The 16522-nt window shown below is 59.3% G+C and carries 17 protein-coding genes; 8 read left to right on the top strand and 9 right to left on the bottom strand.

Annotation, left to right across the window (positions count from 1 at the left end):
* Positions 1-3 precede the first annotated feature (3 nt).
* The 4 genes from ACI5KX_RS12420 to argH are packed head-to-tail and all read right to left on the bottom strand — an operon-like array spanning position 4 to position 3710.
* Positions 4-813 (bottom strand): bifunctional precorrin-2 dehydrogenase/sirohydrochlorin ferrochelatase, encoded by an 810-nt coding sequence (locus ACI5KX_RS12420; RefSeq protein ID WP_406810973.1) that lies wholly within the window; start codon positions 811-813, stop codon positions 4-6.
* 15 nt (positions 814-828) lie between these two features.
* Entirely contained in the window at positions 829-2085 is a 1257-nt protein-coding gene (gene lysA, locus ACI5KX_RS12415; protein WP_406810972.1) for a diaminopimelate decarboxylase, read from the bottom strand.
* 12 nt (positions 2086-2097) lie between these two features.
* On the bottom strand, positions 2098-2334 hold the full coding sequence (locus ACI5KX_RS12410; protein WP_406811372.1) for a hypothetical protein: 237 nt from the start codon (positions 2332-2334) through the stop codon (positions 2098-2100).
* The gene (gene argH / locus ACI5KX_RS12405) at positions 2334-3710 is read right to left on the bottom strand and encodes an argininosuccinate lyase (RefSeq protein WP_406811371.1); all 1377 of its coding nucleotides are present in this window, start codon (positions 3708-3710) and stop codon (positions 2334-2336) included. Before argH ends, ACI5KX_RS12410 begins: the two co-directional genes overlap by 1 nt.
* Before the next feature lie 31 nt (positions 3711-3741).
* Here argH and ACI5KX_RS12400 point away from each other — a divergent pair, with 31 nt between their 5' ends.
* From ACI5KX_RS12400 to ACI5KX_RS12365, 8 genes are all read left to right on the top strand, one after another.
* On the top strand, positions 3742-4314 hold the full coding sequence (locus ACI5KX_RS12400) for a TlpA family protein disulfide reductase (RefSeq protein ID WP_406810971.1): 573 nt from the start codon (positions 3742-3744) through the stop codon (positions 4312-4314).
* Between the two features lie 1095 nt (positions 4315-5409).
* Positions 5410-5829, top strand: coding sequence for a ParB/Srx family N-terminal domain-containing protein (locus ACI5KX_RS12395; RefSeq protein WP_406810970.1), 420 nt, complete (start codon positions 5410-5412; stop codon positions 5827-5829).
* Positions 5830-6431: 602 nt separating this feature from the next.
* A complete protein-coding gene (locus ACI5KX_RS12390) occupies positions 6432-6674 on the top strand; it encodes a DNA methyltransferase (protein ID WP_406811370.1) in 243 nt (80 codons plus the stop codon).
* Positions 6675-6677: 3 nt separating this feature from the next.
* The gene (locus ACI5KX_RS12385; protein ID WP_406810969.1) at positions 6678-6929 is read left to right on the top strand and encodes a DUF5681 domain-containing protein; all 252 of its coding nucleotides are present in this window, start codon (positions 6678-6680) and stop codon (positions 6927-6929) included.
* 113 nt (positions 6930-7042) lie between these two features.
* A complete protein-coding gene (locus ACI5KX_RS12380; RefSeq protein WP_406810968.1) occupies positions 7043-7870 on the top strand; it encodes a hypothetical protein in 828 nt (275 codons plus the stop codon).
* 459 nt (positions 7871-8329) lie between these two features.
* A complete protein-coding gene (locus ACI5KX_RS12375) occupies positions 8330-9073 on the top strand; it encodes a LuxR C-terminal-related transcriptional regulator (protein WP_406810967.1) in 744 nt (247 codons plus the stop codon).
* 172 nt (positions 9074-9245) lie between these two features.
* Entirely contained in the window at positions 9246-10547 is a 1302-nt protein-coding gene (locus ACI5KX_RS12370) for a UDP-glucose dehydrogenase family protein (RefSeq protein ID WP_406810966.1), read from the top strand.
* Between the two features lie 27 nt (positions 10548-10574).
* Positions 10575-10982, top strand: a complete 408-nt coding sequence (locus ACI5KX_RS12365; RefSeq protein WP_406810965.1) for a GtrA family protein — start codon at positions 10575-10577, stop codon at positions 10980-10982.
* Here ACI5KX_RS12365 and ACI5KX_RS12360 read toward each other — a convergent pair.
* From ACI5KX_RS12360 to rfbG, 5 genes are read right to left on the bottom strand one after another with little or no spacing between them, the layout of a single operon-like run.
* Complete coding sequence (locus tag ACI5KX_RS12360; RefSeq protein ID WP_406810964.1) at positions 10927-11916, bottom strand: glycosyltransferase family 2 protein; 990 nt, start codon at positions 11914-11916, stop codon at positions 10927-10929. The genes ACI5KX_RS12365 and ACI5KX_RS12360 overlap by 56 nt on opposite strands.
* A complete protein-coding gene (locus ACI5KX_RS12355) occupies positions 11909-12892 on the bottom strand; it encodes an NAD-dependent epimerase/dehydratase family protein (protein WP_406810963.1) in 984 nt (327 codons plus the stop codon). The genes ACI5KX_RS12360 and ACI5KX_RS12355 overlap by 8 nt, the downstream gene beginning before the upstream one ends.
* A gap of 18 nt (positions 12893-12910) precedes the next feature.
* Positions 12911-14173, bottom strand: a complete 1263-nt coding sequence (locus ACI5KX_RS12350; protein WP_406810962.1) for a class I SAM-dependent methyltransferase — start codon at positions 14171-14173, stop codon at positions 12911-12913.
* Positions 14166-15395 (bottom strand): aminotransferase class I/II-fold pyridoxal phosphate-dependent enzyme, encoded by a 1230-nt coding sequence (locus tag ACI5KX_RS12345; RefSeq protein ID WP_406810961.1) that lies wholly within the window; start codon positions 15393-15395, stop codon positions 14166-14168. Before ACI5KX_RS12345 ends, ACI5KX_RS12350 begins: the two co-directional genes overlap by 8 nt.
* Positions 15386-16519: a CDP-glucose 4,6-dehydratase gene (rfbG, locus tag ACI5KX_RS12340; RefSeq protein WP_406810960.1), complete on the bottom strand. Its 1134-nt coding sequence runs from the start codon at positions 16517-16519 to the stop codon at positions 15386-15388. The genes ACI5KX_RS12345 and rfbG overlap by 10 nt, the downstream gene beginning before the upstream one ends.
* Between the last annotated feature and the right edge of the window lie 3 nt (positions 16520-16522).

The following is a 16522-nucleotide window of genomic DNA, read 5'->3' as shown; positions in this document are numbered from 1 at the left end:
CGCTCAGTCGTCGGGTCGCCAACGCAGGATGACCGTGATCCCGTCGGCCCACTCTTTCTTGGCTTCCTCGCTGTAGGGAAGCCGCCGCGCATCGGCGCGCGCTCGGGCGAGGATGGTATCGGGCACGTCGCCGTCGATGAGAATGGTGTCGGCCATGCCGAGTTCGCGCGCCTGTCCGACGGTGAGAAAATCGGGGTTCTCGTCACGGACCGTGAACGAGACGGTGCAATTGCCGACGCGCAGCGACTGGTCCGCGCTTTCAAGGATCACTTTCGCCATTCCGCCGGTGGTCGGATTCAACGGATCGAGCGCACCGCCTTCCCCGAGCAATCCGTCGATCGCCCGCCGCCGCTCGCCGCCATCGGGAAACAGATCGCGCAACTTGTCGCGCGCGGCGAAAAGCGCCTTGGCAAGGTCGCCGAGATTGGTCGGCAGGATCCGCTCGAGCCTCAGCCGGATATGCTTCGCGAGCCCGGCCGATGCGCCGCCGGTGCCGACCGCGATCAGCACCGGGTTGCGATCGAGGATACTCGGGGTGGTGAAATCGCACAGTTCCGGGCGGTCGACGACGTTCACCAGCAGCCCCGCGCAGCGCAGGTTGATCGCCGCAACTTCGCACGCCTTTACATCGTCATAGGCGACGAATGCCAGCCGCACGCCTTCGTCGATCGCGCGCTGCATATCGTCCACCACGACGCCGCCAGCGCGCTCGACCAACCGCCGCTTGGGTTCGGCAGCCTCGCCTTCTCCGAGCACCAGCACTTGCTGGCCCTCGATCCGGTGGAACAGTGGGAGGCTCTGGAGTTCGCTCATGCGAGCCAGTCTGGCCTAAAGCCAATCGGGGACGCGCTCGGCATCCATGATCGCGCCCGCGTCGATCCGGTCGGCGACGACTGCGAACTTGTCGCCATCGACCAGCACTTCGGCGACGAAACCGCGCGAGTTGTAGGAGGACGCCATCGTTGCGCCGTAGGCGCCCGCAGTGCGGAACACGGCCAGTTCGCCCCCGCCAACCGCATCGCATTCGCGGCCCATCGCGAAGGTATCGCCGGTTTCGCAGATCGGGCCGACGATATTGGCGACCATCTGCTCGCCCGAGGGCTCGACCGCTTCGAAATGGTGATAGGCGCCATAGAGCGCAGGCCGTGCGAGGTCGTTCATCGCCGCGTCCACTATCACGAACGGATTGTTGAGCCCGCGCTTCACCCGAACAACGCGGGTCAGCAGCACGCCGGCATTGCCCGCGATCACCCGTCCGGGTTCGAAGATCAGAGTGACACCCCAGTCCTTTGTCACGCGCGCGACCATCGCGCCATAGTCGGCGGGAAGAGGTGTCACTTCGTCTTTCCGATAGGGCACACCGAGACCGCCGCCGAGATCGACATGGGTGATCGTGTGGCCCGCGCTGCGCAGGGCTATGACGAGCTCGCCCAATTTCTCGAATGCGCGTTCAAGCGGCGCAAGCTCGCCCAGCTGGCTGCCGATATGCACCGCGACACCGCGCAAGTTCACGCTTGGCATGCTCGCAAGCTTGCCGAAAATCTGCCCGGCCTGGTCGATCGGAACGCCGAACTTGTTATCTGCCTTGCCGGTCGAGATCTTGTCGTGCGTGCCCGCATCGACATCGGGATTGATCCGCAGCGCGCATTGCGCGGTGAGGCCCATATCGGCGGCGATCTCCGCCAGCTCGAGTCCTTCTTCCTCGCTCTCGATGTTGAACTGGCCGATCCCCGCTTCGAGCGCGGCGCGCAGCTCTGCGGCGGTCTTGCCCACGCCCGAGAACACGATCTTCTCGGGCGAAATCCCTGCGGCGAGCGCACGGCGCATCTCGCCGACCGAGACGCAATCCGCGCCGTAGCCCTGCCGTTGCAACACCTTGAGCACCGCAAGATTGGGATTGGCCTTGACCGCAAAGGCGATCAGCTTGTCGGGCACATCGGCAAGCCCGTCGCGGAACACCTTCGCATGGCGTTCCAGCGTCGCGCGCGAATAGACGTAGACGGGTGTGCCCACTTCGTCCGCGATGCGCGGCAGCGGAACATCCTCGGCGTGCATCACGCCGCCCTTCAGTGCAAAATGGTCCATCGTTACGTGTGCTTATTCTGGCGGAAGGTCGAACGGGTCGTCCGCGCGGTCTTCCGATCGGCGTCGCAGCTCGACGCTTCGTTCGGGCGCGGCGAGGGCATCGAGCTGGAGCAATTCCTCGGACGTCGGCTTTTCATTGGTGCCGTAGGGGGCCACGGGGAGGCTGGCGTCCTCGGGCGGAGTCAGCGGCGCACGCGTGCCGCAGGCGGCGAGTGCCAGTCCGAGGCCACAAAGGATGAGCGTTCGCATCATTGGTCCATTCCCAGCGCAGCGCGCGCGCGTTTCACCTGACTACGTACCTGCTCGGGAGCGGTTCCGCCATAGCTGGACCGCGCAGCGACCGAAGCATCGACGCTCAGCGCTTCGAACACCCGCTCGTCAATCCGCGTATCGATCTTTTTGAGCTCGCCAAGCGGCAGTTCGGCCAGCGCGCATCCTTGATCTTCGGCCAGCTTCACCGCGGCACCGGTGATGTGGTGCGCCTCGCGGAACGGGATATCGGCCTCGCGCACGAGCCAGTCGGCCAGATCGGTCGCGGTGGCATAGCCGAGCTCCGCCGCCTCGCGCATCCGCGCGGTGTTGAACGTCGCATCGGCGATCATTCCGGTGGTCGCAGCGATGCTCAGCGCCATGAGCCCGGCGGCTTCGAACACCGGCGGTTTGTCGTCCTGCATGTCCTTCGAATAGGCGAGCGGCAGGCCTTTCATCGTGATCATCAGCGCGGTCGCGCAGCCGACAACGCGTCCCGCATGGCCGCGCACCAGTTCGGCAGCGTCGGGGTTCTTCTTCTGCGGCATGATCGACGAACCGGTCGAAAGCGTGTCGGGCATCCGCACGAAGCCATAAGGCTGGCTCGCCCAGATGATGAGTTCCTCGGCGAGGCGCGAGAGATGCAGCGCGCACAGGCTCGCTGCATGCAGATAATCCATTGCGAAATCGCGGTCGGACACAGCGTCGAGCGAGTTCGCGGTGGGCCGATCGAAGCCAAGCGCTTCGCTGGTCATCTCCCGGTCGATCGGAAAGCCGGTCCCGGCGAGCGCTGCGGATCCGAGCGGGCATTCGTTGAGCCTCGCGCGGGCGTCGGCGAGCCGCGAACGATCGCGGCGGATCATCTCGTAATAGGCCATCAAATGGTGGCCGAGAGTGACGGGCTGCGCAGTCTGTAGGTGGGTGAACCCGGGCATAATGCTTTCGGCATGTTCGCCCGCTCGGGAAACAAGCGCCCGCTGCAGAACTGCAAGCCCCGCGTCCATCTGGTCGATCGTCTCGCGCACCCACAGGCGAAAATCGGTCGCGACCTGGTCGTTGCGGCTGCGTGCGGTGTGGAGGCGGCCAGCGACCGGACCGATCAGTTCGGCAAGCCGCGCCTCGGTGGTCATATGGATGTCTTCGAGGTCCCAATCTTCGGGTACGCCATCGGCCTCGTATTCGGCGGCGACCCGGTCGAGCCCGTCTGCGATCACCGCCGCATCGGTTTCGCTGACGATGCCCTGATTGGCGAGCATCGCCACATGCGCCTTCGATCCGGCAATGTCCTGCCGCCACAGCGCCTTGTCGAACGGGATAGAGGCATTGATTTCGCGCATGATCGCGCTAGGCCCGTCGGCGAACCTGCCACCCCACATCTGGTTGGAGGCACTATCCGGAGAATTCGGGATGTCGCGCTTTTCGGTCATTCTTACTGTGTCGATCCTTGCCTTGACGGGCTGCGATAGTGCGCCCGGGGAGCAAGCGCAACGCGGGAGCGCGATCGACGCGCCTGCGCCGCCTCCGCTGCCGGGCAAGATCGTGCGGGTGCAGGCGGGCACGGCGATGCCTGAAATGACCTTCACCGACCCGTCCGGGGCGGCATTGAACACGGCGGAACTGATCGGAACACCGGTGCTGCTCAACATCTGGGCGACGTGGTGCGCGCCCTGCGTCGTCGAGATGCCCACGCTGGAGGCACTCGCGGGCGAGATGGGCGACGATCTCAAGGTCCTGACCGTCAGTCAGGATGTGCGCGGGGCAGAGGTGGTCGCCCCCTTCTTCGCGCAGCGCGATTTCACCCATCTCGAACAATGGCTCGATCCCGACGCGAATCTGTCCGCCGAGCTCAACGAGGACGGGTTGATGCCGCTTACGATCCTCTTCGATGCCGAGGGGAAGGAAGTCTTCCGCGTCGCAGGCGGCTACGAATGGGATTCGCAAGAGGCGATCGCGCAGATCAGCCAAGCGATCGGCAAGTAATCCTGGGTGGAGGTGCCGTGGTGGAAGCAGTTCTGAGCGACCCAGTCTCGGCTGCGGATTTCCCAGACAACCAGGTAATCTAGAGGGAAATTATGGGTTTCCGACCACGAATTGCCGTCATTTTGCCACCGGATTAGTGGAAATCCGCGAGCTCTGGACCGCATCTCCCTAAGTTGTGAAACAGGGAATTAGCAGGGGAACCTGAAGGAAACTTTCACTCCGATGCGGTAAAGGCTATTCTTGGTTCAGAATGGAATAATCGTGCCTCGTCCTCGCGCATTAGATCCCTTAAATCTTCCGGTTGAGCTCAACCTGCCGACGGAACCGGCACGCGTGAATGAGCTATTGGAGCAGTTCACTGATCGACTGGCATTCGTGAGGTAGAGCTTTCTCATTGGAAGAAAGGCTCTTGGGGGACAACAAAGCTGTCTTCAAGGATTCACTTAAGCGACTTAGGCGCAGCCTTGCACGAAAGCGGAAGGCTAAGCATCGTGGAAGACGGCTCCATCCAGAAGTCGAGATGGCCGTAATGCATCTCGCTAGAAGACTGGCTGCCGAAGAAGGTGTCGAGATTAGCCAGAGACACATCGGGTTGGCAGGATATAAGACACTTGAAGTCTTGAAGCCACGTCGAGGTCTTGGCGATGATAGATTGTTGGACCACCATGTTGCGGGCTTGGTTGCGCTCATCCAGCAATATTCTGCACAGCCCGTACTGGCCTAACGGACACGAGATAGCGTTTACGAGCCTCATTTCGCTGAGGGATATAGCAGCTCCGTGCCTTTGATCATGTATGATTGGGACCCGAACATTACCGTGACGCGCCTTGTAAACAGTGTTCGCAAGACGCCACAGGAATAAGCTGTAAAGCCGCTGAGATTTTCGGATCTGTTTCCGTTCTATGGCGCCAAGACCGGAGACGATAGCCAGATCGAGCACCAGCCCGGCTATCGCCTCAAGTGGTTTGGAGCGAATATCCCGATTTATTGTCCTTAGCGCGAAGCCAACAAGGCGATAACCGGTGAGCCTTCTTTCTCGAAGGAGGCACACGTGGGAAAAATAGACCGTCTCAAACCGATTATCTCCCGAGCTCAGTGCTCGCTGAGGATCCGGACAATGCGCGCACGCACAGTAACATGCAGATTGGGCTGATCGCCGGAAGCATTGAACGCTTTGGCTTTTACGCGCCAATCGTTGTTGACGAGAACAATATGATTCTGGCGGGCAACGGTAGGTATAGGGCTGCAAAGAAGCTCGGCATCAAGCAGATCCCTGGGCCGCAGGTCAGCAACCTTTGTGAAGTTGACCGCCGCGCGTTGGCACTAGCTGACAACAAGATTGCTGAACTGGCTGGCTGGGACGATGCCGCTGTCCAGCGCAAGCTCAATCGCCTGTTTGACGATGGCTATGATCTGGAAATCACCGGCTTCTCGACGACCGCTCTTGACTTTACGATTCCAGAGGCTGCGGGCGAAAAGCCTGATGCGGTCGAAATTCCTGATGATGAGGTATAGGCCGCCAAGTAGGCTGGTGACCTTTGGAACCTGGCCAGCACCGTATCCTGTCCGGCGATGCGCGTAAATTCGAGGACAGGGAACGCCTGCTTGGCGATGACCGTGCGGCCATAGTGTTTGGCGACCTGTCCTATGACGTACCAATTGTTGGATTCGTTTCGGGCATTGGCAAGAACCGCCGCCGAGACTTTCTCGTCGGCGCTGGCGAACTTTCGCCCGCCGAGTTCTCCACATTTATGCGGGCGATCTTTCGCTATTGCGTCTCTTTCGACAGAAGGCTCAATCGACTATCAATGTATGGATTGGCGCCACATTCGTGAAATCCTCGATGCAGCAGGCGGTGTTTACGACCAGTTCAAGCAGCTGATTGTCTTGAATAAAGGCGTAGGACGGCAGGATGCCTTTTGCCGCAACCAGCACGAACTCGTATTTGTGTTCAAGGCGGGCAGGGCCAGGCACATCAACAATTTCAGGCTTGGCGAGGGCGGTCGCTATCGTACCAATGTCGTTGACAATCCGGGTGCAAGCACCTTCTACAAGGGGCGCGATGCCGACCTGGGGGCTCACTCGACCGTCAAGTCAACGGCAATGGTGGTGGATTCCTGCTTGATTGTTCAAACCGCAGTGACGTTGTCGTCGATCCCTGCCTTGGCTCTGAGACCACGGTTCTCGCAGCGGCAATGGCTGGCCGGCGTGGTGCGGGCATGGAGCTCGATCCGCTCTACGTTGACACGGCGATTCGTCGCATAACCGCGGCTACCGGCTTGAACGCCGTTCTCGACGGAGATGGGCGCACCTTCGATGAGATCGCTCAGGCAAGCCATTCCGAAGTCGAGGAGGAATGAGCCATGTCTGATGACAACGACGACTATGAAGTGGGCTACGGTAAGCCACCTAAAAACACACGCTGGCAGAAGGGCCAATCTGGCAACCCCTCTGGCAGGCCCAAGGGCGCGCGAGGTCTCAAGACTGATCTCCACGCAGAATTGGTCTCGAACTTGGAGATACAGATCAATGGCCAGCGGATCAGCGGGACCAAGCAGCGGCTGATGCTCAAGACATCAAGCGCCCGTGCTGCTGATGCAGGTGTTTGGGCCTGAAGACCGCGGAGATGGAACCAAGCGGCTTTCTAAAAAAGATAAGCAGATCCTCGACGAGCTGCTTGGTCGACTTCCCAACGAGGAAGGGCCCAAGGTAGTAGACACTGAGACCGATGACTGAACATGCATTTGAAGACCCGCAGGACTTGCTCATTGAGCTCTGCCAAGAGGATTTCTCGGTCTATGTCCGCACGGCCTGGCCTTGGATCGATGGTCGCGACTTAATCGACTGGAACTCGAAAATCGATGCCATGGCATATCGGCTTGAGCAGGTGCAGTTCGGCGAGATTCGCCGTTCGCTTATCAACCTGCCGCCCCTTAATGCCGAGACGAAGATCGTCTCCGTGCTTTGGGTTGCATGGCGGCTTGACATGGATCCTACACTCAACTTCGTTTCTGTGAGCTATTCAAACGGGCTTTCCGCGAAGATCGCACGCGATTGCCGATCGGTTATGGAGTCCCGTTGGTATCGCGAGATATTCTCCGGCACGATCATCTCGAAGTCGCGTTCCGCTGCTTATCACGTTGAAGTCACCAAAGGAGGAGGGTGGTTGGCCACCTCGGTGGCCGGCACGCTGACAGGGCGCGGCGGGGACATCATCATTCTGGACCATTTCATCAAGCCCGATGAAGCCCATTCTCAAGCCGCACGAAAATCGGTCAACAAATGGTTCCAGTCGACGTTCGCTTCTCGGCTAGATGACAAGCAGAAGGGCGTGATCATCTTCGTGTTGCAGCGCCTGCACGAAGTCGACCTCTCTGGCATGCTTCTGGAGAAGTGGGCAGGGACCATCTCTCGTCGTCAGCCATTCCAACGCAGGATGAAACAATCATGCTCGCGAGTGGCGGCGTGCATCGCCGCCACGAAGCCGATGTGCTTCACCCCAAGCGAGAACCACACGAACTCTTCAGCTACATTAAAGCGGCAATGGGCTCGCTAGCCTTAGAGGTCCAATACCAGCAGCCAATGCCTTCAGACGGTAACCTGACTTAGTCGGCATCGCTCAAGGCATGCAGTGAGAGGCCCGAAGAGACGTACGCGAAATCGTGCGGGCGAGGGCTCGCCCGTTGCAGGATGGCGGGCTACGGAGCGGATTTTCAGGCGACTAACACGGACTAATTCGATGTGCACCAAATTGAGACAGTGTACCCGATATCACCTCTAAAGAATTGAAATAACAGGTTTGTATTTCGGGCTGATGGCGATAAGTTGCATCTGACTAACCCGGAAGCGCCTTCATCGTCAGAATCTGGGTCGACTAGTCTGATTCGAAGTGCTAACAATTGCTTACCGGGGGGTTTATCCATAACGATCAGGCCAAGAGGCCTTGCATCCCCTCGGGTCAAAAAAATCAGGGTTCGCGTACCACTCTCACCGCTTTGCGAGGTACTCGAAAATGATGCATGAAGAAATCAACGTTTCGATCGTCTGTCCCAACTCGCTTGTGAAAGAAGGCTTGAGACGGATCCTCTCCGAAGATACTTTCTCAGTTCGTCACTCACTCGGAAATGCTGCCTCTCTCTTGAATGATGAGAGCGAGGGCGCGTTTCTCGATGACGGCGAGTTAGTCCTGTTCGAATCGTCAGGGCCGGATATCGATCAGGATATTCGCGCGCTGCATGAAAAGCATCCCAACTGCAAGCTCGTGCTGCTGGCGGATTCATTCGATTTCGACGGCATGATCGACGCTTTCCGCGCAGGTGCGGATGGTTACATCATCAAAGACATTGAATGCCAATCACTCATTGAATCGCTCAAGCTCATTGCTTTGGGTGAAAAGGTGCTGCCAAGCCAATTGGTGAAGCATCTGCCGTTGCGGAGCGCGATGGAGAACGGAAGCCTGGCCGATCAATCGGAGTTGCTCGATTCTTTGTCCGACAGAGAACTCGAAACGCTGCGATGCCTCATCATGGGCTATCCGAACAAGGTGATTGCCTACCGGCTCGACATAAGCGAGGCGACGGTAAAGGTCCATGTGAAGGCCATCCTTCGCAAGCTGGGCGTTCAAAATCGCACGCAAGCCGCGATCTGGGCGGTCAATAACGGGCTGGATGCCAACGCAGCATGCGCAACTCTTGCTGCGAAGTCTCCCAACGACAACGCAGAAGAAGGCGATATCGAAGCGATCAGCGCCGGGGCCTGATTTGCAGGGCTGCTGCGGGCCGTTCCCGCACTCCCCGCCTACAGGAATCGGCGATCGCTGGCGCGAAAGAGACAACCCTTTCGCGTGCGTTCTACCCATGTGGTTGGCTTGACGCCGATCCCAAGCCTGCACAATCCTTGAAGGGTGATGCAGGATTGAGGCGGAGGCTTTTATGCGGATCGCTATGATCGGTGCTGGCTATGTTGGTCTGGTCTCTGGAAGCTGTTTTTCCGACTTCGGGCACGAGGTCGTGTGTGTCGATAATAATAGCGACAAGATCTCAGCTCTCAACTCAGGGAAAAGCCCTATATTCGAACCGGGCCTCGATGCGCTGATTCAGCGTAACGTCGACGCTGGTCGCTTGGCATTCACGAAGGATCTTCACGCGGCGGTCGCGAGCGCGGAGGTGGTCTTTATTGCAGTCGGCACGCCATCGCGCCGCGGCGATGGGCACGCCGACATTTCCTTTGTCGAGCAGGCTGCGAAGGACATTGCAGCGGCCATGGATGGCTTCACAGTCGTCGTGAACAAGTCGACCGTGCCCGTCGGGACCGGGGACACGGTCGAAAAGATCATCCGCGCAATTCGCCCCGACGCCGATTTCGCAGTCGTATCCAACCCGGAGTTCCTCCGCGAAGGCGCTGCGATCGAAGACTTCAAACGGCCGGATCGCATTGTGGTTGGCAGCGACGACGAGCGCGCACTTGCGGTCATGCGGGAAGTCTATCGCCCTCTCTACCTGAACAAAGCTCCCTTGGTCGAAATGAGCCGTGCCTCGGCAGAACTGGCCAAGTATGCGGGGAACGCTTTTCTGGCCACCAAGATCGCCTTCATTAACGAGATCGCGGATGTGTGCGAACGCGTCGATGCGAACGTGCAGGATATCGCAAGGGCGATCGGTCTCGACAAGCGCATCGGAAAGAAGTTCCTCAATCCCGGGCCTGGATATGGAGGGTCGTGTTTCCCCAAGGACACGAGGGCATTGCTACAGACGGCAGAGGACGTCGAAAGACCGCTTCATATCGTGGAAGCGGTGGTTTCCTCGAACGAAAAGCGGAAATCGGCGATGGGGAGAAAGATCGTTAACGCCGTTGGCGGAGATGTAAGAGGGAAGCGCATCGCTATCCTCGGACTGACGTTCAAGCCAAATACCGACGATATGCGCGAAAGCCCCGCGATTGCGATCATCAGCACGCTGCAGCATGGCGGGGCTCAGATCGCAGCATATGATCCCGAAGGGATGGAGCAGGCGAGAAACTGGCTGGATGATGTCGAATACTGCGATTCTCCTTATGCAGCGGTCGAACGGGCGGATGCCGTTGCGATTGTTACCGAGTGGGACGAACTGCGCGCCCTCGATCTCGCGAGGGTGAAGGAATGCCTTGCGGACAATGTTCTGGTTGACCTGCGCAACATCTACGACCGCGAGGAGATCGAAATGCTCGGAATCAAGTATATCGGGATCGGACAGTAGTCGGTGCGGTACGACGCGTCGCATCCCGTGAGCCGTGAAGCGGCGAGGATCGTCCGCTTTATCCTGGTGGGAATGTTCAACACCCTGCTGGGTTACGGCTTCATTCTCGCAGGCCTGTTCCTGGGGGCGGGCGACTATCTTGCCAACGTGGCAGGGTTCGCCCTCGGAATGCCGATCGCGTATGCACTTCACCGCAGATTTACTTTCAAGGCTACGGTTGCCCCGTCTCGCGCTGAGGCGATGCAGTTCATCGCCGTATTCTTGGTCGCGTATGGCACGAATCTTGGCGTGGTGGCAGCTGGCCGGGCGATGGGATACGTGGAAAGCCCCCTGGTGCAACTGCTGGCGATCTGCACCTACGCAGCTGTTCTCTACGTGCTCAATCGACTGATCGTATTCCACGAAGCCGGTATGGCACCGGATCCTCGAAATTGAGCTTTTTTTCGATGATCGGATCTGCGTCGCTGCGCGACTGGATGAACAGGCGGCCGATATATTCGCCCAGGATACCCATGAACATCGCGTTGATTGAAATGGACATGAGCAGGAGGATGGTCGTCGTAGCGAAACCTGCTGGCCATGCTTGGCCAAACAACAACCTCCCTATGAGATAGCCGAATGTGAGCAGAAGGCTCAGAAATCCGATGAAAAGGCCGGCATAGGAGGCCAGCCGGAGTGGCAGCATCGAATGGTTCAACAACCCGTCTATGGCCAAAGAAACCATCGAACGAAGAGGAAACTTGCTTTCCCCTGCAATCCGATCGGCGCGGTCGTATTCGAAACCGATTTGCGAAAATCCCATGGAGCTGATGAGGCCGCGCAAATATGGCGCAGTGTCGTCCACCTTGCGCAATTCGTTGAGGATCACGCGGTCGCACAGCCGGTATTCCCCTGCATTGATCGGGAGGTCGTCCTCGCTGACGCTGGCGAGCAGCTTATAGAAACTCCGCCGCAGTGAAGCGATTATGAAGCCATCGGCGAGGGTGCGGCGGATCCCGAAGACCACCTCGTGCCCCATCCGCCATAATTGCAGCATCTTCGGGATGAGCTCGGGCGGATCCTGCAGGTCGCAATCGATCTGGATCGAGCAAGCGCCCGAGGCCGACTTGTAGGCGCACAGCAGGGAGCGCTGGTATCCGAAGTTTCGCGAGAAGCGGATGACCTTCAGCTTTTCGTCTTCTTTGGCCAGCCGCTGGAGGATGTCGAAGGTGCGGTCGGTCGAATGATTGTCGGTGACAATGATCTCGTAATCGTAATCGGGCAGCCGTTCGAACGTCTTTACGATCGCTTCATAGGCGCGCTCGACATTGTCCTCCTCGTTATATGCGGGGACGAGCACCGAGACGAGTGTGTTCTCTTCTTTAGCCATAGGCTTTCGCCGAGAGTCCGGTTTCTCCGGCACCGATTTGCGCGCGGCGTGCCGAGATGAGTTGCGACAGGCCCTGTCGTAAACCGATTGTGGCCGACCACGAATAAGTCTCGCGAGCCAGGGAGGTGTCGCAGCGCAACTCGTTGATAGCCTCTCCGGGCGGCGAACGGTGTTGCTCTACCAGCGCCGGGTCGCATTTCGTCGCCGCAATCACTTCGGCGGCGACTTCGCGCATGCTCGGTGCAGAACCCGTTGCGACATTTATGACACGGCTGCGGACGTTGCGCGTCTCTGCAAAGGCGAGAAACGCCGAAACGACATCGTCGACATGGATGAGATCGCGTCGGTCGTCGGGCCGCTTGATCTCTATTCTGCGCCCTTCGAGGCAGGCATCGACCAACTGCGGGATAAGGAACTCGTCCGACTGACCGCTCCCATAGGTAAGCGCCAGCCTTGCCGTTATGGCGCGAAAAGGGAGATTTCGCTGGAGCATCTCGAGGTAGTGTGTCCCCGCAAGCATCGCCGCCCCGTATGCCGTAATCGGATTCTCGCGCTGACGTTCGCGATAGGGCAGGGCAACCGCGCCGTACTCGGCAATGGTGCCAGAGCGAAAGAACGCCCGCGGCGGCGTCTGAAGCGCTGTTGCCGCATCCACCAGCCCGATCAGCGGTTTGAGGATATCCTCGATCGACTTGCGTGTCGGCTCAAGGTCTGCGGAGTTCGCTCCGCGACTTGGGCTCGCGAAGTGGAACACGAATTCGGGCTTCGCCGAAGCGAGCGCTTCGCGGGTCGCCGCTTCGTCGCGCAGATCGGCATAATGCAGGCGAACCTTGCTGCGGCAATCGGCGAGACGATCAAGCGACGAACTCTGTCGCACCAGCACATCGACCTTGGCTCCCAGCGCGACGAGACGCCGGACGAGATGGGAGCCGATGAACCCCGCGGCCCCGGTGACTAGGCAGGCGCGACCTTCCAAACGCTGTCTCCTACGAGATCAGGATACGAGTCGCGGTTTGGGATACGGGACCAGGAACTGGCCGCCCCGCGCACGAAAAGCTTCCTGCTGTGCATAGATCTCGTCGAAGAAATTCCATGCCAGCATGAACAGCACGTCGGGCTTTTCTTGCTCGATCGCCTCGACCGGCTTGATCGGGATACGTGTGTTCGGCGAATAGAGACCCTGCTTCAGCGGGTTCTTATCGACCAGGAAGTCGAGGTGTTCGGCGCCGATCCCATAATATGTGATCGTCGTATTGCCGCGCGCCGATGCGCCGTATCCGGCGATTTTCTTACCCTGTGACTTGAGCTCAGCGAAGATCCGACGCAGTTCCTCGCCGGTGGCGTCGAATTCGGCCTTGCGCGCATCGTAGGTTGCTTTGTCGAGCATGCCGACGGCCGCTTCTTCGGCGAGCATCTTCGCGACATTCTCGCCGATCGGGAAAGCTGCCGATTTGCGAGTCATGAAAACGCGGATCGAACCACCATGGATGCCCTTCAGGAATGTCACGTCGCTGACTTCGAGGCCGAATGCCTCCGCGAGTTTTACCATCGACAGGACGCTGAACTCGGAGACGTGTTCGTGATACATGTTGTCGAATTCGGCGCGCTCGAGCATTTCCTTCGCCCATGGAACCTCGACAATGAAGGTCCCGTCATCGGTCAACAGGATGCAGACGGCTTCCATGAAGTTATGGAGGTCGCCGATATGGTTGAAGGTGTTGGTGGCGGTGATGACCTTCGCCGGACCATATTTTCCGAGCACGTCCTTTGCAGAGGCCGGATGGAAATAGTCGATATAGGTTTCGACGCCTCGCTCGGCAGCGATTGCGGCGATGTTCTCAGCTGGATCGAAGCCCAGCGTGGTGCAGCCGCGAGCGTTGCACGCCGCGAGAAGGAGCCCGTCATTGCTGCCGACATCGACGATCAGCTCCTGCGTGCCCGCGCGCTCCGCAATCACGCCCGAGAACTCATCGAAGTGGTTGTGCATCGTCGCCGCGCCGGATGGCATGTAGAGATAGTGCTTGAAGAAGTCCTCCGGGATCTGGTCGGCGACGGCGATCAGGCCGCATTCGAGGCATGCCTGAGCGTTGAGCGGGAAGGACGGCTGCGGCTCGTCCATATTTTCCGGGCGGACCAGCATCTGAGCCGGAGAATGCTCGCCATACTCGAGGAACAGGTACGGATCTTTCGCGCCGCAAGCGCGGCACTTGTCCATGGTCGAACTGGGTATCTTCTGGGTCGATTGCGGATCAAGCATGGATTGCCTCGCTGTTTTTGTGGGCGGAAGTCGATCTGGCGAATTCTTCGAAACACTCATGCAGATAGTCGAGCTGCTCGTCGGTCAGGCCATGGTGGCAGGCGAGGAGGATGCCCCCGCGCATGACTGCATCCGAAACCGGGTAGCCCTCGGCGCTCGTCTTGCACTCGACGTTTTGCATCGCCGGTTGGCGCAGGATGTTGCCAGTGAAGACCACACGGGTCTGGATGTCGCGCTTTTCGAGGAATATCTGCATGTCGCGGCGCGTGAACGGCGCATCATCGCGCAGAGTCAGCGGAAATGCGAGCCAGCCCGTGCGCGATTGTTCCATTTGCCGGGGCAATACGAACCAATCTTCATACTTGCTGAAGAATTCGATCTGACGTGCGTAATTGTGTTCGCGCAACGCGATGTTTTTCTCCAGCTTGCCAAGCTGGACCAGCCCGAAAGCAGCGCCCATCTCGGACGGCTCGACGTTGTAGCCAAGGTCGGAGAAAACAAACTTCGCATCGTAGGGAATTCCGTCCAATTCGATATTGAACCGGTTTTCGATGCTCTCTGAATCCGCCGCTTCCACAAACAGCGATGACGAACGCCCCCAGGATCGCAAGAGCAGCGCCTGTTTTGCGAGTTCGGGATCGGACACGCACAGCATGCCGCCATTGCCGGCGGCATTGATGACGTGACTGCCGTAAAAGCTTGTCGTACTAATGTGCGAGCGCGTGCCGGTGCTGGAGCCGCGCAATGTGGCCCCCAGGGTATCCGCACTATCTTCGATCACCATCAATCCATGCTCGTCGGCAATCTCGCGAATGCGGTCCCAATCGGGCAGGTTGCCGATCAGCGAGGGGATCATCATCGCTTTCGTCTTCGGCCCGATCATCGCCTCGATCTGTTCGACGTCGATATTGTAAGTGCCCTCAGACGCATCGACGAAGGCTGGAACCAGCCGGCTCCGCACGATCGGGGCCACAGTGGTCGCAAAGGTAAGGGCCGGGGTGATGACCTCGCTGCCTTCTGGCAGGTTCAGAAGCTCCATGGCCAGATAGTTGGCCGAGGATCCGGAATTGACCATGATACCGTGATCCTTGGCGAAAAGGGCGGAGACGCGCTCCTGCATCTCCCGCACTTTTGGACCCATCTGGGTGGAGGTGCGAAGCACATCGACGACGGCCGCGATCTCTTCCTCGCCGTGAACGGTCTGTCCGTAATTTACGCGCATAGAGTGAGCTTTTCTTCCTGAGGTTGGGACTTGGCAGTGAGGTTTTCATAGTGCCGGATCTGTGTTCGGGTGACGGTGCCCATGTCGGCATTTCCATCGGCGAAAGCGCGATACCATTCTGCGGTCATTGCTATGGCTTGCTCGGTCGAAAGCATGGGCTTCCAGTGAAGCCGCTGCCGCGCCTTGCTGCTGTCGAGAGTGAGCATTCCTGCTTCGTGAGGATCGCCGTCTCTTTTGCCGAATTCGATCTCAGCGGCACCTTCCCCCCAGTGGCGTTGGAGGCCCCTGGCGATAGTATCGACTTCCATGAACGCATCTGAAGGGGGGCCGAAATTCCACGCTTCGGCATAGTCATCGCCATCACCGGACATCAGATGCGCGCCAAGCTCAAGATAGCCCGAGAGCGGTTCGAGCACGTGTTGCCACGGCCTCACGCTTGACGGATTGCGGATTGTCACCTTTGACCGGGAAAGCGTGGCGCGGATAATGTCGGGTATCAGGCGATCGACCGCCCAATCGCCGCCGCCGAACACGTTTCCAGCCCGCACGGTGGCGACAGGAGCGCTGCCCGGCGCGGAGAAATAGGATTGTCTGAACGCGTTTGCGACAATCTCGGTACAGCCCTTGGAAGCGCTGTAAGGGTCGGCGCCTCCCAGCTGGTCATTCTCGCGATAGGGCCAGGCCCATTCGTGGTTCTCGTAACACTTGTCGCTGGTCACCACGATCACGCCTTTCAGGCGTGACATTCGGCGCGCGCGGTCAAGGACGACCGCAGTGCCAGTCACATTGGTGGCGATCGTTCCGATCGGATCCTCGTAGGAAGGACGGACGAGCGACTGAGCCGCCATATGGATGACCAGCTCGGGATCGCAATCGGCGGTCGCACGCTCGAATTCCTCCACGTTGCGAATATCCGCAAGGCGGTGATCCACGACATCTTTGATCCCCGCGCTTTCGAACAAGGACGGCCCATCGGGCGGAGGAAGGGCAACCCCTGTTACCTCCGCACCCATCTCGGACAACCACAGCGACAGCCAGCCGCCCTTGAAGCCCGTATGCCCGGTAACGAGCACGCGCTTCCCACGAAACGCATCGGCTGTCGTCTTGAAGGCCGCGTCCGACATTTA

Origin of the sequence: Erythrobacter sp. GH1-10 (assembly GCF_045363165.1) — a bacterium.
In the GTDB taxonomy this organism is placed as follows: domain Bacteria; phylum Pseudomonadota; class Alphaproteobacteria; order Sphingomonadales; family Sphingomonadaceae; genus Erythrobacter.
Note: the sequence above shows the minus strand (reverse complement) of the source record. Positions and strands in the feature narration are given on the sequence as shown.

Bases quoted from the DNA above. Each gene is read 5' to 3' on its own strand.
- ACI5KX_RS12370 (WP_406810966.1), top strand. From the start codon at position 9,246: ATGCGGATCGCTATGATCGGTGCTGGCTATGTTGGTCTGGTCTCTGGA.
- lysA (WP_406810972.1), bottom strand. From the start codon at position 2,085: ATGGACCATTTTGCACTGAAGGGCGGCGTGATGCACGCCGAGGATGTT.
- ACI5KX_RS12400 (WP_406810971.1), top strand. From the start codon at position 3,742: ATGTCGCGCTTTTCGGTCATTCTTACTGTGTCGATCCTTGCCTTGACG.
- ACI5KX_RS12410 (WP_406811372.1), bottom strand. From the start codon at position 2,334: ATGCGAACGCTCATCCTTTGTGGCCTCGGACTGGCACTCGCCGCCTGC.
- ACI5KX_RS12375 (WP_406810967.1), top strand. From the start codon at position 8,330: ATGCATGAAGAAATCAACGTTTCGATCGTCTGTCCCAACTCGCTTGTG.
- rfbG (WP_406810960.1), bottom strand. From the start codon at position 16,519: ATGTCGGACGCGGCCTTCAAGACGACAGCCGATGCGTTTCGTGGGAAG.
- ACI5KX_RS12380 (WP_406810968.1), top strand. From the start codon at position 7,043: ATGACTGAACATGCATTTGAAGACCCGCAGGACTTGCTCATTGAGCTC.
- ACI5KX_RS12350 (WP_406810962.1), bottom strand. From the start codon at position 14,173: ATGCTTGATCCGCAATCGACCCAGAAGATACCCAGTTCGACCATGGAC.
- ACI5KX_RS12345 (WP_406810961.1), bottom strand. From the start codon at position 15,395: ATGCGCGTAAATTACGGACAGACCGTTCACGGCGAGGAAGAGATCGCG.
- ACI5KX_RS12420 (WP_406810973.1), bottom strand. From the start codon at position 813: ATGAGCGAACTCCAGAGCCTCCCACTGTTCCACCGGATCGAGGGCCAG.
- ACI5KX_RS12360 (WP_406810964.1), bottom strand. From the start codon at position 11,916: ATGGCTAAAGAAGAGAACACACTCGTCTCGGTGCTCGTCCCCGCATAT.
- argH (WP_406811371.1), bottom strand. From the start codon at position 3,710: ATGTGGGGTGGCAGGTTCGCCGACGGGCCTAGCGCGATCATGCGCGAA.
- ACI5KX_RS12385 (WP_406810969.1), top strand. From the start codon at position 6,678: ATGTCTGATGACAACGACGACTATGAAGTGGGCTACGGTAAGCCACCT.